This window comes from Melioribacteraceae bacterium (assembly GCA_035362835.1).
Taxonomy (GTDB): domain Bacteria; phylum Bacteroidota; class Ignavibacteria; order Ignavibacteriales; family Melioribacteraceae; genus DSXH01.
The window spans coordinates 450706-476217 of record DAOSDY010000001.1 but is presented as its reverse complement, the minus strand read 5'-3'; the positions used below and the strand labels follow the sequence as shown (position 1 = coordinate 476217).

The window sequence follows — 25512 nt, the reverse complement described above, 5'->3', positions numbered from 1 at the left end:
AATAATTTAATTGAGAAGAATGAAAATCAACTTTAAAATATTTTTTGCAATTATACTAGTGTGTGGAGTGCAGTTAGCACAGAATAGTCCGGGTTCCGCTGCCGAGCCGATAAGGTATTCCGGAACTCTGCCGGATCAGACTTATTCGGACGGAAGACTACCTCAGGCAATTGGTGTTGAAAATATTCAGGTAATGAGAGCAAACAGAAGCCATCCTGAATTGTCGGATGGTTTCGGTTGGACTTACAATCACGGACCGATGCTTGCATACTGGAACGGATCATTCTTCCTGGAATATTTATCAACGCCCGTAGGAGAGGCAGTGCCTCCCGGTCAGACTTTTGTGGTTTCCTCTAAAGACGGACGCAATTGGGGGAAACCCGTTGTTGCTTTCCCGATTTATAATAATCCCGATGTTATTATGCATCAGCGAATGGGATTTTACGTCTCACCTAATAACAGACTTCTGATACTTGGATGTTATGCTGTAATCCCGAAACCAAATGATGGAAGGGGAATCGGAAGAGTTGTAAGAGAGATTTATAAAGATGGAACGATGAGCCCGATTTATTTTATAAGAATTCACACGCAGAATGGCTGGAATGAATCGAATGTGGATTTCCCATTCTATAAAAAATCTGATGATCCCGGATTCATAGATGCATGCGATTCACTGCTTGCCGACAAACTTATGACCCTTCAATGGTTTGAAGAAGACCAGGGTAAAGACGGCTTTTTCAGAGTTGATACGGATAAGTATAAAAACAAATTGAAGGCCCTTAGCTACTATCATAGAAAAGACGGAAAGACCGTAGGACTATGGAAATCTTCACTTGCTATGATTTCAGATGACGGTGGGAATTCATGGAGCGATGCGGTTAAACTTCCTTCAATCCCGCCGACAAATGCTAAAGTCTGGGGGCAGAGAACAGATGACGGAATGTACGCGATAACTCTATGCCCTACTTTGCAGAATCGTTATCCGCTCTGCATTTCCGTAAGCGGGGACGGTATAAATTACGGTCAGTTTCATGTTGTGCATGATGAAGTGCCTCCTAAAAGATTCGGAGGCTCAAGTAAAAATGAGGGACCGCAATACGTAAGAGGGATCGCTGAAGGAAATGGAAATCCTTCCGGAAATGATTTGTGGATTACTTACAGCGTTTCGAAAGAAGATATCTGGGTGGCTCGCATTCCAGTTCCTGTCAGGTTTGTTGAAAATGAACATATCAACGACAGTTTTGAAAATCCTGAAGATCTGATGAAATGGAATCTTTATAAACCTTTGTGGGCGCCGGTATCTCTTGCTGACTCGCCGGGCAGGGTAGGAAAATCAATTCTTCTTCAGGATTCCGATCCGTACGACTTTGCAAAAGTATCGAGAACTTTCCCGGCTGCGGAAAAAATTAAAATCGATTTCAGTCTTCTTGCCGCACAGAATAATTCCGGCAGACTGGAAATTGAAATCCTTGATGAAAACGGCAGACGTGCAGCCTCAGTCGTACTAACGGATGATGCGCAGATAAAATATTATGACGGAGAAATTCTAAAAGAAGCCGGAAGATATGATGCGGCAGAATGGATGAATTTTCATTTTTATGCGGAGTGTGCTAAAGGTGCTTATGATCTATCGGTTAACGGAACAAATTTGATCACCGGCGCCGGCTTTATTGAACCCGCAGAAACATTGCAGAGACTTTTAATAAGAACGGGAGAATACCGGGGCAAAAATCCGGTTATCGAAAAAGGCAGAAAAACTGATTTGGTAAATCCCGATGATAAAATCAGGAATATCAAATATTATATCGATGATGTAAGATCAATTGGAAATTAGATTTTTTCTTTATTGCAGGCAGATTTTCAGGGAGAGCTTGATGAAAATAAAATCAGGTACGCTAACTATAAAAGTATTATTAAATATGCTATTTGCGGTTGTATGTTTACTACCTGTCAGTATATCTGGTCAGTCTAAAGGTAATTCTGCGTATTCAAAAGCAGAAAAACTTCAGAAACTTCTGGATCTGTCAGATTCACAGAAATCGAGGGTTGTATCTATTCTAATGTCTCCCTCATTCCGAAATCCAATGCAAAATGTCGGTGCATCAAAATCAAAAGTTAATTACGGAAATCATCTCAACGAAATTAATATAGCTATTGATCAGATACTTACAGTTGAACAGCAGGTTAGATTCAATCAGATCCGATCAAACTGGATTACGCTGAAAGTTCGCAAGAATGATTCCCGTGAAGACAATACAGAGAAAGAGAAAAAAACCCGAAAGAAGAAAGATAAATAAGAGAAGGAAAATAATAAGGACAACGAAAACGACGGTGGCGAGGAGTAAGTATGAATGAATTAACAAATCATTCACGAAGAGATTTTATCAAAACAGCAGGAATATTTTCTGCCGCCTTTCTGCTTCCGAAATTTATTACTAGCGGAATGCACAGAACAGAAAAACCTAATATAGTTTTTATTCTGGCAGATGATCAGGGAGTACATGAACTCGGTTGTTACGGCAATCCGTATTATCATTCACCGAATATTGACAGGCTTTCCCGCGAAGGTATGATCTTCACTAATTCGTACGCAGCGTGCCCGGTTTGCTCACCTACCAGAGCAAGCATAATGACAGGTAAATATCCTGCCAGACTTCATCTTACAGATTTCATACCCGGGAAAGAAACTCAGCCGGAGAATTATCTCGCCACTCCGGAGTGGACAAAACAACTTACGCTTGAGGAAGTAACTATTGCTGAAGCATTGAAGACTGCCGGTTATAAAACGGGACATTTCGGTAAGTGGCATCTTAATTACGACAAGAATTATTCGCCGGGCAGACCGGGCGATCCCGGTTCACAGGGCTTCGATGTGGTTTTTACATCTGTCAAACCGAACAAGAATGATGACCCTGATGCTGATGCGCATCATGTAAAAGAAATTACCGACAACGCTCTGAAATTTATTGAGGGCAATAAAGATCAGCAATTCTTCTGCTATATGGCGCATCATTCGATTCACAGCCCGAAAATGGAAAATGAAGCACTGATTCAAAAATATAAAGAAAAACCCGGCGCAGATCTCCCTGAAAATTCACCTGTTATCGGTGCAATGGTCGAAACTCTTGATAAGAATATCGGAAGAATTCTGGACAAACTCGATGAACTGAAACTATCACAAAATACAATCGTAATTTATTTTGCGGATAATGGCTGCTCTACGGCAAAAGAAACACTGAAACCATTGCGTGGAGGAAAGGCTCAGCTTTACGAAGGAGGAATCCGAGAACCTTTAATAATACGCTGGCCCGGTGTGATAAGACCCGGTTCAAAATGTGATGTGCCAGTTACCAGCGTAGATTTCTTCCCGACAATTCTTAATATCTGCGGTGTAAAAAATAACATCAGCAATATAGACGGTGTTGATATTCTTACTCTCCTGAATGGGGCTGAGAAATATTCCGATCGACCGATTTTCTGGCATTATCCTCATTACCATTCGCAGGGCATTGCTCCTTCAGGTGCAGTAAGGAAAGGACGTTACAAATTGATCGAGTGGTATGAAAAGAGTATAAACGGAATTGTAACAGAAGGTGCATTGGAATTATTTGATTTAGAGACCGATATCAGCGAGCAGAAAAATCTTATTAAAGAAAAACCTCAGCTTGGAAGAGAATTATATGATGAATTGAAAAACTGGCGTAAAAAAGTAAACGCGCAGGAAATGTTTCTTAATCCGGATTACAAACCCGGTGCGAAGAAGAAAAAAGAGTCAATTGATGAATAAAATCGATTAAATAATAGATAAACGGATTTAACAAAAATATTTTTTATGGAAAGCAATTATGGAAAACAAAATTTCAAGAAGTAAATTTATTAAAACGCTGGCATTAGGTACCGCAGCGGTTAGTTTACCCGGATTCAACTTTCAGAAAAGTACACCCGCTGAAAAACCTAATATTCTTTTTATAATATCAGATGATCTAAACGACTGGGTAGGAGTTTTCGGAGGTAACAAGGATACAATCACTCCTAATATTGACAGGCTTGCGAAAAGGTCGGTGATTTTTAATAAAGCTTACTGCAGCGCTCCCATATGCAATCCGTCGAGAGCCAGTATGATGACGGGATTCCGTCCATCTACGACTGGAGTCTATAACAACCGTCAACCATTCCGACTCTCTGAAGTGGGTAAGGATGCAGTCACTTTGCCTCAGTATTTACGAGAAAACGGTTACTATGCGACAGGTGCGGGAAAAATCTATCACGGGAAATTTCCTGATCCCGCTTCATGGAACGATTTTTATCCCTCGCTCGATAAACAGACAACCAGGGATCCAAACCCGCCTAAAGTTCCGGCAAATTCTGCCAAAGGCGCTGAAGACGTTGACTGGTATCCGCTTAAGGTTGACGACAGCCAAATGGGCGATTATAAAACTGTTGAATATTGTATCGAACAACTCAATAAGAAACATAATAAGCCGTTCTTTCTTGCTTGCGGAATAAGGAAGCCGCATTTACCATGGTATGTCCCCGAAAAGTATTTCGATAAGATCGATAAACAGAAAATTACAATGCCTCTGATGCGCGAAGACGATCTTGATGATGTACCAGATGCAGGCAGAAAACTTGCTCAGGAGAAAGTTTACCGGGCGATAAAGAAAGAAGGAAAAGAAAAGGATCTTGTCGCTGCTTATCTTGCCGCGGTAAATTTCACTGACACGATGATTGGAAGACTCATCGATGAATTGGATAAAAGTTCCTACTCCCAAAATACTATAGTGATATTATTGGGCGATCATGGCTGGCATCTGACGGAAAAACTTCACTGGAAGAAAAGTACATTGTGGGAGGAAGCAACCCGCGCACCTCTTATGATATCTGTACCCGGCAACTCACCCAAAAATGTTAGATGCGAACGAACAGTCAGCTTCCTCGATTTGTATCCAACTATTGTTGAACTATGCGGACTTAAACCTAATCCGGCAAATGAAGGTCAAAGTATTGCATCTCTGCTTAAAAATCCTGAAGCAGAGTGGAAATATCCTGCGGTAACAACTCATATGAAGGGAAATCACTCCGTCAGAAATGAAAGATACCGTTACATAAGATATAACGACGGAACCGAAGAACTCTACGATCACGGCAGCGATGAAATGGAATGGAAAAACCTGGCATGGGATCCAGAGTATTCCGGTTTGAAAGAGGAAATGAAAAATTGGCTGCCAAAGACTAATGCAAAAGATTCTAAAAGAGTAAAATGGCCCGGAGATAAAGATGAACCCGGAAGCGAGGATGAAATAAATGGGGAATAAATTATTCTACGGAAAAAGCATTACGATTTTTCTAATGTTTTTGCTGTTTACTGCGTTCAATTCTACTTCTTCGCAGGTGATTTATGATTCTCTGAATGTAATTCATCTGACGGATATTCACGTAGCCGATTGGTACGGTTACCATCCCGATCATAGGAAGAAAAGAAGAGAGCAGTACGAAGATAATCAGCAGAAGTTCGTTGAGTTCCTAAATACCATACCGGAAAAAGTAAACGCAGATGCAATAATGACATCGGGTGACAATATTGATTTTTATGCAGGTGAATCCATTGATGGAAGCGCAATGGCGGGGCAGGTAGAAAATTTTGTGAATATATGCAGAAAATCACCGGTACCGGTTTTTCTGACTTTGGGCAACCATGAAATTTCAACGTTTTACACAAAAGCAGCTAAGGAAAAAAAGAACAATCTAAGCGGTCACTTTAATGCTGAAGCTTCAAAAGCCGCATGGATAAAAAATGCAGAATGCTTTCAGAATGGCTCATACTATTCCAAGCAATTTAATGCGGGAGGCACAGAGTATCTTTTCCTTTTCCTGGAAGCAATCTACCGCATCGAGGGAAATCCCACTGATGCATACTGGAATCCTGAGATGGTTGAATGGCTCAATCATGAGCTTGAGGTTAATAAAGATGCTAAAGCTGTAATGTTTTTCCATGTACCCTTGCCTGCACCAGATAATAATCGGGACGGAAAATTCATTAACAAACCTTTAGATGGCTGGCCTGATGACGAAGCATACAAATCGGGAATTATGAAAACTCTTATTGATCACAAAAATATTGTAGCAATGTTTGTTGGACATATGCACGAGAACATTTACGAGGAAATTTATCTACCTGACGGAAGAAAAATTCCTGAAATTGAAACTGCGTCGTTCGGTGAAAATGAAAATAACTGGAGGCTTCTAACATTTAAAAAAGATTTAATCCGGGTTTCAAAATCCGGCGGAAATGAAATGGATTTTTCAATTATAATAAATAAAGGGAGATAATATGAGAGGTAAGTTCTTATTAATTATTTGCATAGTATTAATCTATGGAGCAGGTATTGCGCAAAACAAAAAAGCTTCTGTAATTCCCAATGAATCAGAAGCTGAGTATCCTATTCCTTATTTAATTCCCAAGCCGGCAGAAATTAAGGAAGTAATCGACAGAGTTAAAAATTATTTTGTGGAATCAACTCCATACAGAATAATAGATTCAAAAACTGGAGAGACAATTACTGATTTTTCTGAACCTAATCAGAACGCGCAGATAGATCTTAGTAAGGGTGAATTAACTCAATGGTCCTATACAATGGGTGTTGTATATTCAGGTATGAACCTTGCTACTGAGGTAACCGGAGATAAATCCTACCTCGATTACGCAATTAAAAATTACAATTTTGTTTTCGATCATCTCCCTTATTTCAGAAAAATCGACAAAAAATTTAGGGCAAGAAAGGAACAGTTCGGACAAATGATGCACATGGCGGCTCTGGATCATTGCGGCTCAATCGGGGCGGCGCTTATAAAGACTTATGGAAAAAATCCGGACCAGCGCTACCGCGATATGATAGATACCGTCGCAAATTATATTACCAATAAACAATTCAGACTTGAAGATGGAACTCTCGCAAGAGAAAGACCCCAGGCTGTTTCGTTATGGACAGACGACTTCTATATGTCGATTCCTTTTTTAGCTCAGATGGGAAAGCTGACTGGAGATAAAAAATATTGGGATGATGCTGTTAAACAGGTCCTCCAGATGTCGAAATACCTGTTCGATACAAATAAAAACCTTTATGATCATGGCTGGAACGCACGTGAATCAAAATATGATCCCAAGTTCTATTGGAGCCGTGCCAACGGTTGGGCAATGATGGCTATGGCAGAATTGCTTTCTGTTTTACCGGAGAACTATAAGGGAAGAGACAAAGTGGTTGATTACCTGAATCTTGTTACACAGCAGCTTGCAAATCTTCAGGACGGAACCGGTTTCTGGTATCAGATGCTGGATAAAGAAAAAACATATTTGGAAACCTCAGGTACTGCGATGTTTGTGTTTGCAATAACACGTGGAATTAATGAAGGATGGATTGATTATACTTATGCGCCGGTCGCGATTGCCGGATGGAATGCGGTTGCTACAACAGTTCTTCCGAACGGACAGGTTGAAGGCACATGCATTGGAACAACTTTCGCAAACGATAATGTCTATTATTTCAACCGTCCTACCAGCGTTTATGCCATGCATGGTTACGGACCTGTTATCCTTGCGGGAGCTGAAATGATACGGCTTATGAATAATCCGAAATACGATGTGAATTTCAATAAGACAATTATGTACAGATTGAAAGGCGAAATAAAGAGAGGTGAATAATGAATTTCTATCTTACTCGAAGAAATCTTTTTAAACTCGCGGGAGCTGCCGCCGGTACAATAGGACTGAGTAAACTCGGATTTGCAGCAGACTCTTCGGCAATTTATTTGCCGGATGATGAAAAGGACCCGCTTACAGAGAAGGTATACTTTAAAAAATATAAAGAACTGAAAGCTCTATATGATAATCCTTTGAAAAGCCAGTCAGACGTCGCGGATTTTGTGCTCGAAGGCCAGGCTGAAATCACGTTTAACGAAGGTAGAATGAGAATGCAGAATCTTCTCGATCCCTCTCTTAAACAGAAAGCTAATTATGTCTACTGGTGCCCAAAGGATTTTCCCGACAATATCGCAGTCTCCTGGGATTTCTGGCCGATCAAGGAACCCGGTTTGTGCATTATGTTTTTTGCTGCTAAGGGACGAAACGGTGAAGATATTTTTGATAAATCTCTAAAGAGCCGTTCCGGCGATTACAAACAGTATCATCATGGCGACATTAATGCACATCATGTTTCTTATTTCAGACGAAATCCGAAGGAAAGAGATTTTCAGCTCAGCAATCTCAGGAAAAGTTACGGACATGTTATAGTTACTCAGGGAGCCGATCCGATTCCATGTGTTGAATTTGCTAATGGTCCTTATCAGATTAGAGTTGTTAAAGCTGGTCCGGTTGTTGAGTTTTTTATTAATGAGCTTTCAATTTTTGAGTGGACTGATGACGGAAAGACTCTTGGACCGGTACTAGGCGGAGGTAAGATAGGATTCCGCCAGATGGCGCCTCTTGTTGCCGAATACGCCAATCTTAAAGTAACGAGTATTGAAAAAATTAAATAATGCTGCGAAGAATGCTGTTTTGTAATTACATAATAATATAGAAAGATTATAAAATGAAATTTTCTGATTCCTTTCATCTTCTTGCAAAACCAATTGGACCTATTTGCAATCTTGATTGTACATACTGTTTCTATCTGGAAAAGGAGAAATTATTCCCGGATTCGAAAGATTGGAAAATGAGTGATGAAGTTCTTGATAATTTCATAAGGCAGTATATCGAAGTCCAGACAGTTCCGGAAATCAATTTCGGATGGCAGGGGGGCGAGCCAACCATGCTGGGTGTCGATTATTTTAGAAGGGTGATTGAAATTCAGAATAAATATGCTGACGGAAAAAAAATCAACAATTCGCTTCAGACTAACGGTGTTTTGCTTAATGATGAATGGGCGGACTTTTTTGCCAAGAATAATTTTCTCATCGGGCTTTCGGTAGACGGACCGGCTGAACTCCATGACTACTATAGAGTTCATAAGAATAAGAAACCTACATTTGATGAGGTGATGAATGGTCTGGAATTTTTGAAGAAGCACGGTGTTGAATTCAATACTCTTACCTGCATAAACAGGATCAATGCATATAAACCGCTGGAGGTTTATAATTTTCTGAAAGAGATTGGAAGCGTTTATATGCAGTTTATTCCTATCGTAGAGAGAAAAGCCTCTGCAGTTACCAATGATAGTCTTGAACTTATTTCTCCGGATTATTCCGGAGATTCTGAGCTTGCCGACTGGTCTGTGGAATCCCTTCAGTACGGAAAATTCCTTAATGCGGTCTTCGATGAATGGATAAGGAATGATGTCGGAAAACAATTCGTACAGATATTCGAGGTTGCTCTCGAAAGCTGGTTCGGAAAAACACAATCGCTCTGCGTTTTCAATAAAACCTGCGGAAGAGCAATGGCTATAGAACATAACGGAGATATTTACTCATGCGACCATTTTGTCTATCCCGAAAATAGACTTGGCAATATAATGGAAGCTTCACTTGCGTCACTCGTCGATTCACCTCAGGAAATTAAATTCGGTATGGATAAAGCGGATAAGCTTCCGAAATATTGTCTTCAATGCGATGTGAGATTTGCATGCAATGGTGAATGCCCGAAGCACCGATTCATAAAAACACCCGAAGGAGAAGAAGGCCTCAACTATCTCTGTGAAGGATATAAAAACTTTTTCCATTATATAAATCCTTATATGAAAATAATGGCAAATGAGCTGCATAACCGCAGATCGCCGGCTATTGTAATGGAATGGGCGCGCGAAAAAGATGCCGGATTCCCCAGCTTTAATACCGGAAGAAATGAAGATTGTCCGTGCGGAAGCGGTTCGAAATTTAAAAGTTGCTGCATGAAAAAAAGGAAATAAATTTAACTATTTACAAGGTTGCCTGTGATTTTAGGAAACGGAACTTACATGAAAAAATGTACTAAGTATGCGTGCGGGTTACTCGTCACTCTAATGCTGCATTTTGTCTTTAATGCGACAGTATTTTCTCAGAGTGATGATTCTCTATATGTGGGAAAAACTTGGCAAATATCAAAAGGACTGGAATTTGCCAATCATCAGTATACCGACATTCCGGTTTATAATAGTAATGGATCTCTGGCGCTTATTATGGATGATAAAGGAAACTATTATTATTCAAAAAGTCTGGATTCGTCTCCTGTAAAAATTGAATTCAAAAATAAACCCAAAGGCAGAGTTCAGTGGGATAGCAAAAACCCGGATCTTCTCTATTACCTGAGTAGCAAAAATTCTAACTCAGTAATAAACTTACTAAATCTGACAACAGGCGAAGAGAGAGAGATTTATTCCACCGTTAATTTCATATCGGAAATAGCGCCGGCTCATCCCGATGGAGAACATTTATTGCTGGCTCCTAAGGATCAGAGCGAGTCTGTAATGGAAATCTATTCTCTTAAAACTGATGTGAGTATTAAAATTCCCATGGACGTTCCGCTTCATCGTGTGAGGTTTACTAAATCCCAGAATAAACTTTCTGTGTTTGTTAATCGTTCTTCTAAACTTAACAAGATAAAAACTTCCTGGCTTGTTGATCCCCTTACTAAAACAAAAAAGGAGATTTACAGCGGATCTTCGGGCAGTCCGAATTGGAGAATTGGCGGCGAACTTTTTTGCTGCCGTGGGGAATTTAACGGAGGACGCGCGCTGCTGGTAATTGATACGACCGGATCTGTGGTAAAATCATTTCCTGAAATTATTGGCCACCTCCTCAGCTGGTCGCCCGATGGGAAATATATTGTTACTGATGTAGAAGATGATCCAGCAAACAAACGGAAAAGCAAATATTCCGGATGGATATGTATTCTTAACTATGATACTGGTGAAATTAATAAAATAGTACGCCACGGAACTAAGTACGAAAATACCGACGGTGAAAAATATGATGCGGGTTACCCTAAAGCCCAACTCTCACCGGATGGGACCAAAGTAATTTACAATTCTACAAAACTCGGAATCGATCATCCGCAGGTATTTGTTTCATTTGTAAAACATCCCGAGAGTGTTAAGAGTGCTGTAGCAAAAAGGGAAGCGCAAAAAGTAATTATTGAATGGCAGATACCGGAGAGCGCTGAACTGAAGGAATCTATTGTTTATAGTATTCATAAAAATGGGAAAATAGAATTAACCGGGTCGGTTAATTTACCCGGCACAAAATTGGTAACAGAATATAATCCTGATGTCACCGGATACAACATTGTAACGAAAGAGTATTCTGGTCTGGCCAGTAAACCATGTTTAATAAAACTTTGATCATATATAAAGGAAATCAAATGAACATCAGTAACCCTTATCGTAAAAAAAGTATCTCGGGAATATTCAGCTCATTGCTTTCGACATTCCTTTCAGTACTGCTTATTAATAGTGCAGCGATTGCCCAGCAGGAGGATTCGCTATATGTAGGCAAAACATGGCAGATCTCCAAAGGACTGGACTTTGCGAACCATCAGTATACAGATATTCCTGTTTATAACTGCAACGGCTCAAAAGCTCTATTCATGGGGAGGAAAGGGAAATTTTATATAAGCACTAACCTAAACTCAACACCGACTCTCATAAAATTCCCTGAGCAGCCGAAAGGTAAACTTGAATGGGATAAGAAGAAACCCGCCATACTTTATTTTCTAACATATAAAAAGGATATTACACGGGTACATCAATTCAATGTGGAATCGGGAGAAGATAAAATAATCTATACTACTGAAAATTATATTACCGAAATTTCTCCGACTCATCCTGATGGTGATCATCTTCTTCTTGCGCCGAAAGACCAGGCAAATTCGGTAATGGAAATTTATTCCCTCAGTAAAGGAGAAAGCATAAAAATTCCGATGGACGTACCGCTTCACCGCGTACGTTTTACTACATCGCCAGATCTTACTGTGTTTGTGAACCGGTCCGGTAAACTACTCTTACCTAAAACATCGTGGCTTGTAGATCCCCAAACCAAGCAAAAACGTCAGGTTTACCAGGGCGCTTCAACAAGTCCTAACTGGCGGCTTGGCGGAAATAACTTTTGCTTTTACGGAACTTACAACGGGTCAAGGGGCCTGCTTGTTCTCGATACTAATGGAACGGTAGTAAAGTCATTTCCGCAGCTAACTAATCATCATCTCAGTTGGTCGCCGGATGGAAAATATATTGTAACTGATGTAGAAAAAGATCCCGAGAACAAAAAGAAAAGTTTATATCCAGGCTGGATATGTGTTGTTAATTATGAGACAGGAGAAATTAGGAACATAGTTGAGCATGAAAGTGAATTCGATGACAGGGAGGGGGATAAATATTCCGCGGGGCATCCGCATCCTCAACTTTCACCGGATGCAACTAAAGTAATATATAATTCGAGCAAATTTGGAATGGATCATCCCCATGTATTCGTATCGCTCGTTAAACTTCCAGAAAGTGTGAAGAACGCTTCTGCAAAAAGGGAATCGGATAAAATGATTATTGAATGGCAGAATCCGGATAAGGTTGAGCTGAAAGAATGTATAGTTTACAGCATTCATAAAAATGGGAAAGCAGAATTAATCGGGTCGGTTGATCTAACCGGAACAAAATTGGTAACTGAATATAATCCTGATGTCACCGGATACAACATTGTGACAAAAGAATATTCTGGTCTTACCAGTAAACCATATTCGGTAAAGCTTTGATAAGAATCTCTTTGATTTGGTTATTAATCAATTAAACAAAATAGAGTGGTTTTATTCTTAAAAAATTCAGGAGAAGAAATGTTAAATAATAAACTGATATCCGCCTTTTCGATGATACTGATTTTGGTTTTTATTACTTCAGTTAACATAAAACCGGTAACTCGTGATCAGGAGAATATTGATCAAAAGATTCAGAAAAAAGAAAAAAAGTCGAAAACAGAAAAAGTAGAAAACCTGGAGCAGAAAAAGGCAAAGAAATCCGCCGGCAAAAAAACCATTGAAGAGCTTATTGCTATGAATCCGCCCGTAAAATATGAGAAAGGATTTGTTGGGAAAAAATATCCGCCGGAATGGAAAGAATTCCCAGCTCTGAATCCTAATTTCAAAGTATTGCAGCTAACTACTAGTCCTGCGGAGGATTCAAAATTTTATTTGACAACAGATTCATATTACCCTGATCTCAATGCCGTAGCATTTGTTTCTAACAGAACGGGCACCTGGAATATCTTTTATTGCAATCTGGACAATGGAGAAATAACACAGGTAACAGATTTCCCGAATACCATTAAGGATGACGGGCATGGAGACATCTGTGCCGTAAAGAGGAATGAAATCATTTATTACGATAAGAAGAACGCAATTCTTCATAAAGTAAATTTGAAAACTTTTGAAGACAAAGAATTCTACAGAATGCCTGAAGGTTTCAAAGTCGGTAATTCACTTACGGCAAATGCAGACGGAAGTATTATTGCAATAACAGCAATTAAAGGCGAAAAGGGGAATGTTGAAGTAAGCAAAATGATATTTGTTGATATTGACGGAAATGTCGTTAAAGAAATCACCAGACCAGGACAGCAGTTGAGTCATGTCAATTTGAGTACTTCAGGTAAAGTCCCCGGTGTAATTTATGTAAGGAAGGAAATAGAGGATAACAAGAGATTCTACTACATGTCGCTCGATGAAAAAGTGGATAAAAAAATTATCGAAGCTAAGGGAGAAGGGGAAGGGGTTTCGCACCCGTTCTGGTCGCCCGATGGTTCCAAAGCCTGTTATTTGAAAAAACTTAAAGGTAAGAATCCCAAATACTGGTTCGGTTATTATGATATCAATGAGGATAAGAATTATGAATTTGAAAAAGTTCAAGATAATGATATGAGCGCCAATTATAATTCAACAATTTTTGTAGGTACCGGTTCTCCTATAGATCCTTGTCTCAAGTTCTGGAGAATTGAAGACGGAAAATTTGTTGCTGAAAGAATGTTTGTGCATGGAGCAACTTTTCCGGGGACAGAAAACAGAGATGTCCATAATACCTTCATTGCTGGAACGAATAACGTTATATTCAACGCGGACGGTGACGGTAACGGCAATGTTTATGTCTTAATAGAAAAGAAATGATATACAGCAAATATTCTATCAATGATAAGGGTAATTAATATGAAAAAAATGGGAAAGGCTTATGATAGATTTTGTCAGGTTAAAATATTTTTTATTATTCTGATTACTATCATTCCGATTATAACACAAGTCTCTGCACAACAATTAAGTGCAAACGTGGAACAGATTACTTTTGGTCCACAAAACCATTTCTTCGGATATATCGGACATGTTCAGACAATCCCGTGGAATAAATCCGGAAGATACATCGTTTCACTTGAAGTCCCGTTCCGGGATCATATGCCGGCACCGACTGATGCGGCAGTAATTAATCTTATCGATACCAAAGACAACTATAAACTTATTCCAGTTGACAGGACATATGCATGGAATTTTCAGCAGGGGACAATGCTCTATTGGAATCCCGAAGCGCCGGAAACTCAGTTCTTTTTCAATGACAGGGACACCAGTAATAATCACGTCTTTGCGGTTCTATATGATATTGAGAAAAGGAAAAGGATAAGAGAATTTAAGTTTGATGATACTCCGGTTGGTAATTCCGGCGTCGCCCAGAACGGAGGCTATTTTCTCGGCATAAATTACGGCAGACTCGCACGTCTTCGTACTGTAACAGGATATCCCGGCGCTTTCGATTGGACAACTGGAATTCAAGCTCCGGATAATGACGGAGTATTTTTAATTAATGTGAATACCGGTGGAAAAAAACTGCTGGTTTCATTTAAGCAGCTTTCAGAAGCATTAAAAAATCAAGTGCCCGCTGCGGCTAAAGATGAGCTATTTATCAATCATACTTTATGGAATAGGGAAGATGACTTAATCTACTTCTATTTAAGAGCAGGCTACATAACACGCGAAAAAACTGTTAACAATCCATTTACAATAAAACCGGACGGTTCTGAATTAACAGCTCATCCATATTACGGAGGACATCCCGAATGGATAGAAAACGACTGCATAATCGGAAGCCATGGTAAGGATCAGATAATTTATAGTATTCCGGAAAAGAAGATCGTCGGTAAAATAGGAACTCCCGAAATACTTCCTAAAACAGGAGGTGATACTTCGTTATCACCCGACGGAAAATGGTTAGCCGTCAGTCTCAAAAACGATAAAGATGGAGAAAATATTTATGTGGTTTTCAGGCGCTCGGATATGCTTCATGTCCGGACTCCTAAGATGCCAACGATGGAAGATAATAATGGTGATTTGAGGGTGGATCCTGCACCAAGATGGAATAGAACAAGCGATGCCCTCTTAGTACCGGGAGTTGTAGAAGATGGTACCAGACAATTATTCATAGTCAGTATTAAAGAAAACCTCGATTGATTTTGAAATCTAGCTGTTCGATTGTTCTTTGTACGATAATAATTGCTTAAATAAATAGAAATAATTCAGTTCTCACTTCTCTAACGGAGGATAATATGGAATCAAAAAAATCCGGAATGGAATTAAACCGGCGAAACTTCATTAAATCATCTGCTATTCTTGGTGCCGGCTTATTTATCCCTAACTCAATTATTGGAAAGACTTCTTCCTTTAACAGCACTAAAAAAAGATATGCAATTGTAGGTGTTGGACACCGTACACTTATGTACCAGGATGCTGTCTATAAAACATATAAAGAAACCTCTGAAATAGTGGGAATGTGCGATGTAAATGAAGGCAGGTTAAAGTTTTATCAGGATTATGCAAAGAAAATGACCGGCAAAACTATTCCAATCTATCTGGCCGATGAATTCGATAAAATGATTAAAGAAAATAAACCGGAAGTAGTGATTGTAACAACTGTTGATGCAACTCATCATCTCTACATAATCCGCGCTATGGAACTTGGATGCGATGTTATAACAGAAAAGCCGATGACCACCGATGAAATTAAATGCCAGCAGATAATAGATGCGCAGAATAGAACTGGTAAAAAAGTTATTGTCACTTTTAATTATCGATACTCACCTCCAAGAACTCAGGTTAAAGATTTGCTGATGTCTGGTGCTGTTGGTGATTTACTTTCAGTCGATTTTCACTGGATGCTTAATACTCATCACGGAGCCGATTATTATCGCCGCTGGCATGGTCAGAAAAAATATTCAGGCGGACTAATGGTTCATAAAGCTACTCACCACTTTGATCTTGTGAACTGGTGGCTTTCTGCAACTCCTGTAAAAGTTTATGCCAATGGTAAAAAAGAGTTTTATACTCCTGAAACCGCCAAAAGAATGGGTTTAAAAAATTATTATGAAAGATGCTATACATGCCCCGAAAAATCGACTTGCGCCTTTGAGTTGAGTTTCGATAAAAATGAAAGATTAAAAAAGTTGTATCTGGATAATGAAAAGTACGATGGATATTTCAGAGATCGTTGTGTCTTTAGACCGGAAATCGATATAGAGGATACTATGAATGTCGTTGTTAGTTATGATAACAATGTTACAATGAGCTATTCCTTAAATTCCTTCAATTCGTGGGAAGGTTACTACATTGTTTTTAATGGAACTAAAGGAAGATTAGAACACAAAATAGAAGAGAAGGTCTATTTCTTCGGTGATGCAAATCTGCCCGGTGAAACAAAACCCGGAGGTACAACTATTAGGGTTTATCCCCTTCGCGGAAATTATAGAGATCTTAAAGTATGGGAAGGTGAAGGAAGCCATGGCGGAGGAGACAAAGTCCTTCTTGAAGATCTTTTCGGTTCGGGTGATATTAAAGATAAATATCTGAGAGCAGCAGATTATAGAGCCGGGGCTTATTCATGCCTCACCGGAATTGCTGCAAACAAGTCCATAAAGGATGGCCGGCAAATATTAATTGATGATTTGGTTAAGAATTTAAAACGGCCGGATTATACTCCGATGCCATCGAAAAATGAAATACTGGGAATGCCAAATAAAAATTTATAAGTGCGGAATCGTGAATACCCCCAAATGAGGCAAATAGGGGAAGAAAACTTGAATTTTTTTTCCAGCGGGAATGAGATTGGAAAAATTAACATAAAATGCCAGTTTCTTGCGAGGTTATAATGGATGACAAAATAGATTTTACCGCAAAACAATATTTAGCTAACAATCTGAATTATAGTATTACGACAGTTCGAAAAGCGTTTACAGATAATTCAGATCTTAGCCCAGTTACAAAAGAAAAGATTTATAAACTTTACAATGATTATCAGAATAATAATATCAAAAAAGATAATTCTAAACGTAAAAAAGAAAAGGCTGGAAGTAGTTTGAATACGCCAGAAGCATTTCAATTATATGAGAAATCCTTAAAAAATAAAAAGAATCCAACTGCTAAGGGAATGAGTAATCGTGCGTTTTTACTGGCGTGCAGAAATAACCTTGGGACGGTTGAAAAAGGTATTAACAGAAAAAAACTTATTAAAGCAATTGAATCAGGAGATGTCTGGAAATTCAAGCAAGTTGGTGAATCAATTGTAAAAGAATGGTGTGAGTGGGTGGTGCAAAAAAATAGATGATTATTACAACTTTAGTACATTATTTAAGTGCCCTGTTGTGCGATTTGTAGTGCAGTAGTGTTAACCACCAAGTATTGTATTCTTTGAATTATATAATGTTTTATTTTTATCTCTGTTACTTTTTTTCACAACTGCAGATAGGTCTTATGAAAAAGATAGTTTTAGTTCTATTGTTCCCAATAATCATTCATGCTCAACAGAATGTAATACCGCGAGATACTTCATTCAACATCAGGTCGACAACAACTAAAATAAAAAAAGCATATCCATATGCGGAAACGGTAAAATCCGAGATTCCGGAAGGCGTTCAGTTTTTTACTAATGTTGTCTACGCTTCTTACGGCACCAGGGAAATGCAAATGGATATTTTCAGCCCGGTCAGTAATGAAATGCATCCCGCAGTTCTAATAATTCATGGGGGAGGTTGGCGAAGCGGAGATAAAAGCATGGAATGGCCAACTGCCCAATATCTTGCTTCCCATGGGTATGTTTCAGCAACTGTGGAATACAGACTTTCAGCTGAAGCATTGTATCCGGCTGCTGTTCACGATATTAAAGCCGCAATCAGATTTCTGAAAGCAAATGCTGAGAAATATAATATCGACATCGATAAAATTGCCGTTTCCGGCTGCTCGGCTGGAGGTCAACTAGCTGCCTTTTTGGGTACTACCGGCAATTTGGAAAAATTCGAAGGCTTATCCGGCAATATGGGATTTTCTACAGCAGTTCAGGCAGTGATTGTCGTAGACGGAACAATGGATTTTACCAATCCGGCTGAAAGCAACAAGGATAAGGACCCGGCAAAACCTTCCGGGAGTAAACTATGGTTCGGCTGTTCATACGAAGAAAATCCATTTCCGTGGATTGAAGCTTCTCCAATAAATTATATCAATTCAAAGACGCCGCCTTTCTGCTTTATCAACAGTTCGCTGCCGAAATATCATGCCGGCAGAGATTATGCAATCGAAAAATTTAAATTTTATAACAATTATTCAGAAGTGCACACTATTGAAGGCACTCCTCACCCTTTCTGGCTTTTTCATCCATGGTTCGACAAAACAATGGAATACATGATTCGATTTCTTGATAAAACATTAAAAGGTAAATAAAGCTGTATTATATTGAATAGAATATTCGATTTTCTTACAGTCTGTAACTCGTCCTGTTTGACCAACAATGTCGAAACGCATATAGACAATGCCGTATCTTTATCAGGTACTAAGTTCACGTCAGAAGATTTAACTGATTTTCATAACTTACAGTTGGTAACTGTGAGTCTGCTTAATAATTGATAGGGCTATGATGCAGACAAGTTCTGAAAATAATAATAAAGAAATTTCTAAAGCTGTCCTTTTTCATAATTCATTTTGAGAATTCTATTGTGGCGTAAGAATTTTTAATTGCCGCCGACCCCCTCTTTGGAGCAACAGACATATAACTTTCGCGGGCAAAACAGAATCGATGAAGCAATGTTTTAATTCTGTAATTATTCTATCCCAATTTACTTTTTTCAATCCACTAACTTTATTTTGTTCATCTTCTAATAAAAATATAATACGACAAAAGGATGCTCTACTTCACGAATAAAAAAAATATTAAAGAGGATATATTGTCAAAAATAACTAACTTCATCGCCATATTTAATGAACCTGTCAACTTTAAATTATAATCATAATGAGCGAACAATATGGATAACAATATCAAACTGGAAATCAAACTTCCACGGGTTAATGATATAGAACTTGTTGCGTTGGAAGGTCTTGAAAGAATGGGAAGACATCTTGGCATCTCTGATGAAAAAATTGGAGAAGCAAGAATAATTGTCACTGAAGCAATTATTAACGGTCTCGAACACTCCGGTTCAAACAATCCCTATGTGGATGTTGAATTTACAATGACAAAAGAAAAACTGATTATACTTGTCACAGATTTTGGAAAGGGATTTAAACCCTCTGAAGTTGCTAATCCGGACATCGATTCCAAACTCCATAGTAGTAATAAAAGAGGATGGGGTTTAAAACTGATGAAATCCATGTCCGATGATTTCCTTATTGAATCAAATGACCACGGAACAAAAATAACAATTATTAAAAATTTAGTGTGAGGATAAATAAATGGTTTCTGAATTTAAATTGACTTCGGAAGTGAAAAATCAATGTACGGTTATTACTACTTCCGGTTATATTAATAATCTTGGGGGACAAAAAATTATTGAAGAATTTAATAATCATTACAGCAAAGGAATAAATAATTATGTTATGAATTTAGCCGACTCCAAAGTTATTAATTCCATCGGCATCTCTTTCCTTATTGAGGTTATTGAGAAATTAAATGATTCAAAAGGGAAGCTTGTTTTTACCAATCTCGATTCATCAATTGATAAAACATTTACAATCATGGGGCTCTTTCAGTATGCTTTGAAAGCTGATACTGTTGAAGATGGTGTTAAACTCATTGATACTAAACAGTAATATTCGGTAAGGTCTCAGGAGTCTCTTTAATGAATGAAGGAGCGTTCAGCAGCCAGTTTATAGATAAACTGATTTATCAGGTAGGTTCTTTTCAGGAAGGATTCGGAATTCTTGCGGAAGCAAAAAACCTTGAAGAGATCGGTGCGCATTTCGTTCATCTTCTAAGAGGTAATCTTCTTGTTACTGATATAAATCTCTTTCACAAAAAAGATAAAAGCGCTGCATGGGAAACTGTTTTTATTACAAATGCTAAAAGTATTCCCTTCAATGAATACCTGGTTTCCATCGATTCATTTCACATTAATATTGAAAATGATAAAGAATATAAAGTCTATTCAACAATTAGATGCAGTAACAACTCCAGCTTCGGTTTAATAATAGGAAATAAAATCGACAGGACCGGTTTCAGCACACTTGATTCAATTACACTTCAGATTTTTGCAAGGCTGCTCTGTACCGCTTACGAATCTTATCTTTCACACTTAAAAGAGAAGAGCCTTATTTTTTCACTTAATCATAAAGTTCTTCAGTTAAACAGTCTTGTTGATACAGGTATTGAAATATCCAAACTTGAAAACAATACTATGCTGCTGGAGCTGGCTCTTGAAAGAGCTGTTGCACTTACTAATGCCTCCAAGGGTTTAATAAAAATTGATCTGGACAATAGAAATGTTTCTACTTTGAAAATTCCGAATAGCATAGATGTTGCCGAAGCATTGAAATCCGAAGATAAGATAGAAACAGTAGTTGAATACAGGGGTCTTACTTATACTGTTATTCTAATTGATAAGGAAAGCAGAAACGGATTTACGAAGTTTGATGAAACAGATAAAATATTATTATCTGCATTTGCCCGTCAGGTTTACGGCGCTGTTGAGAACAGAGAGCTTCATAAAGAAGCCCTTGAAAACGAAATGCTTAAAAAGGAATTGTCGGTTGCATCAGATATTCAGAAGAAAATTATTCCGGAAACCCTTCCCGCCATAGAAGGATACGATATTGCCGGAATTAATATCCCTTCCAAAGAAGTGGGCGGAGACTATTATGACTGCAGGATGCTTAGCAACGGAAAGATTGCGTTAATAATTGCAGACGTAACGGGAAAAGGAGTGCCGGCATCACTTCTTGTAAGTACTTTAAGTGCTTCTCTTCACGCCTATCTTGAAATGAATATTCCTCTTGATGAACTCGCCGTTAAAATTAATAAACTGATCTACCGGTCAACTCCTTCTGATAAGTTTATTACCTGTTTTATCTCCTTACTTGATCCCGAAACGGGAGAAATCAATGTCATTAATGCGGGACACAACCCTTCGCTGATTTTAAAGAAGGATAAAGTATTAAAAAAAATAGACGCCGGGGGCGTTGCATTCGGGATGTTTGATTTAGGTCTTCCATTCAAGAGTGAAAAAGTTATACTGGAAAAAGGGGAGAGGATTTTGCTGTTCACCGATGGAATTCCGGAAGCAATGAATGAAAATGAAGAGGAATTCTCGGATGCCCGGCTCGAAAAGTTCTGTGTTGAAAATTGTTTCTTAGACGCATCCCTTTTTATTAATAATCTTGTTTCTGATCTTCGTGGATTTACTAAAGATACTCCGCAAAGTGATGACATTACGGCTCTATACCTAATCCGAAAGTAAAAATTTTTAACAATAAATCAGACTTAATATAGAATAATAATGAATGCTGTAAGTTTCTTGACAGTTTTGTCCGAACATGGATTCTATCTTATAAGATTGTTGAACTGGGATTTTGATTAGATAAAAAATCCCATATCAAATCATTTATTGGAGGGCTTGATGTCATCTTCTCTTTTTAGAATAATTCTGGTCAGTTTGTTTCTGTTTTCAGCTACAACAATATTACCTCAACAGAGACAAAAGACAGAAGCAAATTCCGATATTGTTGAGTATACAAACAAAGAAGGATTGCCCACCACAAATATTGCCAATATAGTTCAAACTAAAGATGGTTACATCTGGCTTTCAGGAGTTGAAGGCACATACCGTTTTAACGGTTATGAGTTTGATGAGGTAGGTAAAGAATTTGACCTGCCCTCCATGCAGAACATGTATTACGATTCAACTAAAAACATTCTCTATTTTGCATCAACGCAGAAGTTTATAACATTTGACGGAAATGTGTTTAAGACATACTCGGAAAAGGATGGTTTTAAAATTAACGGTTCACCGGGAAAGGTTATAAGTTTTATTAAGTCCGATAGTAAAGGAACAATCTGGATCGGTTCAAGCACTCCGTTTATCGACAAAAAATTTAACGGAGGATTAACAAAATTTGAAAACGGTAATTTTTTCGTTTATGATTCAACAAATTATCCACTTGACAATTCAATCAATTTTATTGAAACACCTTATAACACATTAATATTTGTATCGAGCGGAAGAAATACTCAAACCGCTGAAGGCTCTTATGTAGCGCTTTATAACAACGGGGTGTTTAAGAAAATTGATGAATCAGTTGGAATTAGGCTGCAAAATCCTATAATCCTGCCCGATAATTTTTCTTCTGCAATTGATAAAGACGGAAATACCTGGCTCGCGTTTTCTGGAATATTAGCATCAAGAACCATAGCCAAAAATACCGCCGGAGTATTGATGTATGATGGAACGAAATTCCATCAGTATACCGATTTTATTGATAACCTTGGCAAGGATCTCTTTCCTTTGCAGGTTTATTATAGTAAACCGCTTGACAAATTATTCATGACAACCGCGTCAACCACATACGAAATTTTTAATTCAAGAAACAAATCAATATATGAATATGCAAATGGGCAATGGGTTCCATCGAACATTATTGAAAACATAAATAATATTACAGATATTAAAACCGGTAAGAGCATCAGTGATTTGCGTTATACTTCAGTACTCTTCACAAAAAAGAATCAGTTCTTCCCGGAGTTACTGGTCTTTCAGACTACGCAGGAAGGTCAGGTTCAGAGTTCCAAATATTATAATCAATTGTATAAATACGAAAACGGCAAATGGCAGAAGTATGATTCATTTACTGCTTTCCCGTTTAATGAAACAATTGATGGTTTATTAATGGGGACCACAAAAGGTTTTGGAGTTTACTATCCAAATTATTCCAGAATGCTTACAACAAAGGATGGATTACTTCAATTAAGCGGAGGGATTCCCTCTTTTTATACAGATAGAAACGGAATTGTTTGGATCTCATATTCTTACTCGGTGCTGCCTGCGTATGCTCAATCTTTTAATACAGGAATTAATATTTGGGATGGCAAAAAACTTATAACCTATACAGAAAAAGAGGGTCTGCCAAGTAATATAACATTCGACACGTACCAGGATAGTAAGATGAGAGTATGGATCGCTACGTCCAGGGGGATTGCAATGGCACGTGAAATCAAAAATAGCGATAACGATTGGATATTTAAATTCAATAATGTCTTATCTGATAAACGTAAACTTTACAATTCAACTTCCTTATTGGAAACCAATCAAGGTGAAATCTATGCCTGGCAGAATTATGTAAGACCCGAATCAAAGGATTTAAATAGTGCCGATTTCTATTTAGGTAAATTTGACGGGGAAAAATTTATTGAGATTGATTCTCCGTTTACGGACGATGATAATCTTAAAAAACATCAACTCTTTGAACTTAGGGAAGATGATCAGAAGAGACTCTGGTTTATCGGTTTGTTTTCGGATAATGTTAAAGACCTTACTTCCGTGCCTTCTAAAATTATGATCTATGATGGCAAATCCTGGAAGAATCCCCCACAGAGCTGGAATGTTCCGAAAGAACAGCTCCATTATGTAGGTAAACTGAAGAATGACATCTACTTCCTAACGAGCGGCGGTTTCTTTGTTTTTAATGGGAAGAAATTCATCGATCTAAGCGATAGCATTAGCACTACTGCTGATTTTAGAATTTTAAAAGGCGCAAGTGTAGCCGGCACTAAAACTGATATTCAATCCAGCGACCGGTTGTATATCCGGCTCAGAAACAGGGGTCTGGTTATTTTTGACGGTACAAACCTGAACTTCTATACTAAGAAAGAAGGCCTCCCTTCAACTAACATTTCTAATCCGGTTGTCGACCATCAGGGGAATGTATTCTTTCAATTCCCATCCGGAACTCTTCAGATTAGAGGAGATAAATTTCAAACTTATTATGATGATGAAAATGTAGTTACCGGAGGTCCTTATGGAAGCATAATGGATGGAAACGGAAACCTTGTTCAATATTATAACGGTGTAGGTCTTTATATTAATAAGGGTGAAAACAAATCCTATCCATTGAGAATATCTTCTGTTGTAGTTAATAAGCAGTATTATTTTTATAACTATCCTTCAGAGCATAGTCACTTTCAGAATTCATTTGTATTTAATTATGCCGCATTAAATTATAGAGATCCCAGACAAACCACCTATGAGCATCTTTTAGAAGGATATGATAAAGAATGGTCGCGTCCCTCTAATCTCCCTTTTGTTGAATATCAGAATCTCCCGCCGGGTGATTACAGGTTCAGAGTGAGGTCAACAACATCAAACGGTATGAAAACGAATGAAGATTATTATTCTTTTGCTATTAATCCGCCATGGTGGTTAACATGGTGGGCTTATGGCGTCTATTTAATCGGGTTTGTAGGGATTTTAGGCGGAGTTAGAAAGTATGAGCTGGATAGAAGAAGGGAAAGAGAAAACAAGAAATTACTTGAAGCTGAGAATGCCAGAAAGACAAAAGAATTAGAAGAAGCTCGTAACCTGCAGTACTCAATGCTTCCCAAAGAACTGCCTCAATTGCCGCATCTCGACATTGCTGTTTATATGAAAACCGCTACGGAAGTGGGAGGCGACTATTATGACTTTAATGTTCATGCAGACGGAACTCTAACGGTAATACTTGGGGATGCTACAGGACACGGTATGATGTCGGGTATGATGGTTTCAATTATGAAATCACTTTTTATGTCGGACCGGACAAACATGGAATTAAAACCGTTCTTTGAAAATACTAGCAATGCACTTAAAGATATGCAGCTCGGAAGATTGATGATGGCATTAACATGCATTCAGATAAAATCTGACCGGATTTTAACTACCAATGCCGGAATGCCGCCTTTAATTATTTTCAGAAAATATTCTCAGACTATCGAAGAAGTTGTTATAAACAATATGCCTTTAGGAGCTATGAAAGGGATAGAATATGATATTAAGGAATTAAAGATTGAAAGAGGCGATACATTGTTATTGATGAGTGACGGTTTTGCTGAGCTGAAAAATGATAATCATGAAATCCTCGGGTATAAAAGGGCAAGGAATAGCTTCGAGGAAATTGCTCAGCAGGAACCTGAAGAAATTGTTAATTATTTGAAAAACGAAGGTAAGAAATGGACTAACGACAAAGAACCTGAAGATGATGTAACATTTGTGGTAATTAAAGTAAAATAAAATATTTTATCGAAAAAT

Annotated in this window: 19 protein-coding genes; all 19 read left to right on the top strand. The window is 38.2% G+C overall.

What is annotated here, in order from left to right; translation table 11 throughout:
* Positions 1 to 19: 19 nt before the first annotated feature.
* The 19 genes from PLZ15_02090 to PLZ15_02000 all read left to right on the top strand — a co-directional run bounded on the left by PLZ15_02090 (position 20) and on the right by PLZ15_02000 (position 25494).
* Entirely contained in the window at positions 20 to 1834 is a 1815-nt protein-coding gene (locus PLZ15_02090; GenBank protein HOI28523.1) for a hypothetical protein, read from the top strand.
* Between the two features lie 40 nt (positions 1835 to 1874).
* Positions 1875 to 2297, top strand: a complete 423-nt coding sequence (locus PLZ15_02085) for a hypothetical protein (GenBank protein ID HOI28522.1) — start codon at positions 1875 to 1877, stop codon at positions 2295 to 2297.
* A gap of 50 nt (positions 2298 to 2347) precedes the next feature.
* The gene (locus tag PLZ15_02080; protein HOI28521.1) at positions 2348 to 3787 is read left to right on the top strand and encodes a sulfatase; all 1440 of its coding nucleotides are present in this window, start codon (positions 2348 to 2350) and stop codon (positions 3785 to 3787) included.
* A 58-nt stretch (positions 3788 to 3845) separates the two neighbouring features.
* Positions 3846 to 5315: a sulfatase gene (locus tag PLZ15_02075; GenBank protein ID HOI28520.1), complete on the top strand. Its 1470-nt coding sequence runs from the start codon at positions 3846 to 3848 to the stop codon at positions 5313 to 5315.
* Complete coding sequence (locus PLZ15_02070) at positions 5305 to 6330, top strand: metallophosphoesterase (GenBank protein ID HOI28519.1); 1026 nt, start codon at positions 5305 to 5307, stop codon at positions 6328 to 6330. Before PLZ15_02075 ends, PLZ15_02070 begins: the two co-directional genes overlap by 11 nt.
* A 1-nt stretch (position 6331) precedes the next feature.
* Positions 6332 to 7699 (top strand): glycoside hydrolase family 88 protein, encoded by a 1368-nt coding sequence (locus tag PLZ15_02065; protein ID HOI28518.1) that lies wholly within the window; start codon positions 6332 to 6334, stop codon positions 7697 to 7699.
* Positions 7699 to 8532 (top strand): DUF1961 family protein, encoded by an 834-nt coding sequence (locus PLZ15_02060; protein ID HOI28517.1) that lies wholly within the window; start codon positions 7699 to 7701, stop codon positions 8530 to 8532. Before PLZ15_02065 ends, PLZ15_02060 begins: the two co-directional genes overlap by 1 nt.
* Before the next feature lie 53 nt (positions 8533 to 8585).
* Positions 8586 to 9896, top strand: coding sequence for an anaerobic sulfatase-maturation protein (locus PLZ15_02055; GenBank protein ID HOI28516.1), 1311 nt, complete (start codon positions 8586 to 8588; stop codon positions 9894 to 9896).
* 48 nt (positions 9897 to 9944) lie between these two features.
* Positions 9945 to 11306 (top strand): hypothetical protein, encoded by a 1362-nt coding sequence (locus tag PLZ15_02050; GenBank protein HOI28515.1) that lies wholly within the window; start codon positions 9945 to 9947, stop codon positions 11304 to 11306.
* A gap of 20 nt (positions 11307 to 11326) precedes the next feature.
* Positions 11327 to 12709: a hypothetical protein gene (locus tag PLZ15_02045; GenBank protein ID HOI28514.1), complete on the top strand. Its 1383-nt coding sequence runs from the start codon at positions 11327 to 11329 to the stop codon at positions 12707 to 12709.
* A gap of 78 nt (positions 12710 to 12787) precedes the next feature.
* Entirely contained in the window at positions 12788 to 14107 is a 1320-nt protein-coding gene (locus PLZ15_02040) for an oligogalacturonate lyase family protein (protein ID HOI28513.1), read from the top strand.
* A 39-nt stretch (positions 14108 to 14146) separates the two neighbouring features.
* On the top strand, positions 14147 to 15433 hold the full coding sequence (locus PLZ15_02035; GenBank protein ID HOI28512.1) for a hypothetical protein: 1287 nt from the start codon (positions 14147 to 14149) through the stop codon (positions 15431 to 15433).
* A gap of 95 nt (positions 15434 to 15528) precedes the next feature.
* Complete coding sequence (locus PLZ15_02030; GenBank protein ID HOI28511.1) at positions 15529 to 17004, top strand: Gfo/Idh/MocA family oxidoreductase; 1476 nt, start codon at positions 15529 to 15531, stop codon at positions 17002 to 17004.
* Between the two features lie 119 nt (positions 17005 to 17123).
* Entirely contained in the window at positions 17124 to 17579 is a 456-nt protein-coding gene (locus tag PLZ15_02025; GenBank protein HOI28510.1) for a hypothetical protein, read from the top strand.
* A 146-nt stretch (positions 17580 to 17725) separates the two neighbouring features.
* Positions 17726 to 18688 (top strand): alpha/beta hydrolase, encoded by a 963-nt coding sequence (locus tag PLZ15_02020; protein ID HOI28509.1) that lies wholly within the window; start codon positions 17726 to 17728, stop codon positions 18686 to 18688.
* Positions 18689 to 19266: 578 nt separating this feature from the next.
* The gene (locus PLZ15_02015; GenBank protein HOI28508.1) at positions 19267 to 19683 is read left to right on the top strand and encodes an ATP-binding protein; all 417 of its coding nucleotides are present in this window, start codon (positions 19267 to 19269) and stop codon (positions 19681 to 19683) included.
* A gap of 10 nt (positions 19684 to 19693) precedes the next feature.
* Positions 19694 to 20050, top strand: coding sequence for an STAS domain-containing protein (locus PLZ15_02010; GenBank protein ID HOI28507.1), 357 nt, complete (start codon positions 19694 to 19696; stop codon positions 20048 to 20050).
* A 29-nt stretch (positions 20051 to 20079) separates the two neighbouring features.
* The gene (locus PLZ15_02005) at positions 20080 to 21693 is read left to right on the top strand and encodes a PP2C family protein-serine/threonine phosphatase (GenBank protein ID HOI28506.1); all 1614 of its coding nucleotides are present in this window, start codon (positions 20080 to 20082) and stop codon (positions 21691 to 21693) included.
* Positions 21694 to 21852: 159 nt separating this feature from the next.
* Positions 21853 to 25494 (top strand): SpoIIE family protein phosphatase, encoded by a 3642-nt coding sequence (locus PLZ15_02000; protein ID HOI28505.1) that lies wholly within the window; start codon positions 21853 to 21855, stop codon positions 25492 to 25494.
* Positions 25495 to 25512: the final 18 nt, after the last annotated feature.

What these genes read in the sequence shown, in the direction of transcription:
- PLZ15_02025 (HOI28510.1), top strand. Translation starts at nt 17,124, where the DNA reads ATGGATGACAAAATAGATTTTACCGCAAAACAATATTTAGCTAACAAT.
- PLZ15_02070 (HOI28519.1), top strand. Translation starts at nt 5,305, where the DNA reads ATGGGGAATAAATTATTCTACGGAAAAAGCATTACGATTTTTCTAATG.
- PLZ15_02050 (HOI28515.1), top strand. Translation starts at nt 9,945, where the DNA reads ATGAAAAAATGTACTAAGTATGCGTGCGGGTTACTCGTCACTCTAATG.
- PLZ15_02085 (HOI28522.1), top strand. Translation starts at nt 1,875, where the DNA reads ATGAAAATAAAATCAGGTACGCTAACTATAAAAGTATTATTAAATATG.
- PLZ15_02035 (HOI28512.1), top strand. Translation starts at nt 14,147, where the DNA reads ATGAAAAAAATGGGAAAGGCTTATGATAGATTTTGTCAGGTTAAAATA.
- PLZ15_02005 (HOI28506.1), top strand. Translation starts at nt 20,080, where the DNA reads ATGAATGAAGGAGCGTTCAGCAGCCAGTTTATAGATAAACTGATTTAT.
- PLZ15_02015 (HOI28508.1), top strand. Translation starts at nt 19,267, where the DNA reads ATGGATAACAATATCAAACTGGAAATCAAACTTCCACGGGTTAATGAT.
- PLZ15_02075 (HOI28520.1), top strand. Translation starts at nt 3,846, where the DNA reads ATGGAAAACAAAATTTCAAGAAGTAAATTTATTAAAACGCTGGCATTA.
- PLZ15_02065 (HOI28518.1), top strand. Translation starts at nt 6,332, where the DNA reads ATGAGAGGTAAGTTCTTATTAATTATTTGCATAGTATTAATCTATGGA.
- PLZ15_02055 (HOI28516.1), top strand. Translation starts at nt 8,586, where the DNA reads ATGAAATTTTCTGATTCCTTTCATCTTCTTGCAAAACCAATTGGACCT.
- PLZ15_02000 (HOI28505.1), top strand. Translation starts at nt 21,853, where the DNA reads ATGTCATCTTCTCTTTTTAGAATAATTCTGGTCAGTTTGTTTCTGTTT.
- PLZ15_02045 (HOI28514.1), top strand. Translation starts at nt 11,327, where the DNA reads ATGAACATCAGTAACCCTTATCGTAAAAAAAGTATCTCGGGAATATTC.
- PLZ15_02040 (HOI28513.1), top strand. Translation starts at nt 12,788, where the DNA reads ATGTTAAATAATAAACTGATATCCGCCTTTTCGATGATACTGATTTTG.
- PLZ15_02020 (HOI28509.1), top strand. Translation starts at nt 17,726, where the DNA reads ATGAAAAAGATAGTTTTAGTTCTATTGTTCCCAATAATCATTCATGCT.
- PLZ15_02090 (HOI28523.1), top strand. Translation starts at nt 20, where the DNA reads ATGAAAATCAACTTTAAAATATTTTTTGCAATTATACTAGTGTGTGGA.
- PLZ15_02010 (HOI28507.1), top strand. Translation starts at nt 19,694, where the DNA reads ATGGTTTCTGAATTTAAATTGACTTCGGAAGTGAAAAATCAATGTACG.
- PLZ15_02030 (HOI28511.1), top strand. Translation starts at nt 15,529, where the DNA reads ATGGAATCAAAAAAATCCGGAATGGAATTAAACCGGCGAAACTTCATT.
- PLZ15_02080 (HOI28521.1), top strand. Translation starts at nt 2,348, where the DNA reads ATGAATGAATTAACAAATCATTCACGAAGAGATTTTATCAAAACAGCA.
- PLZ15_02060 (HOI28517.1), top strand. Translation starts at nt 7,699, where the DNA reads ATGAATTTCTATCTTACTCGAAGAAATCTTTTTAAACTCGCGGGAGCT.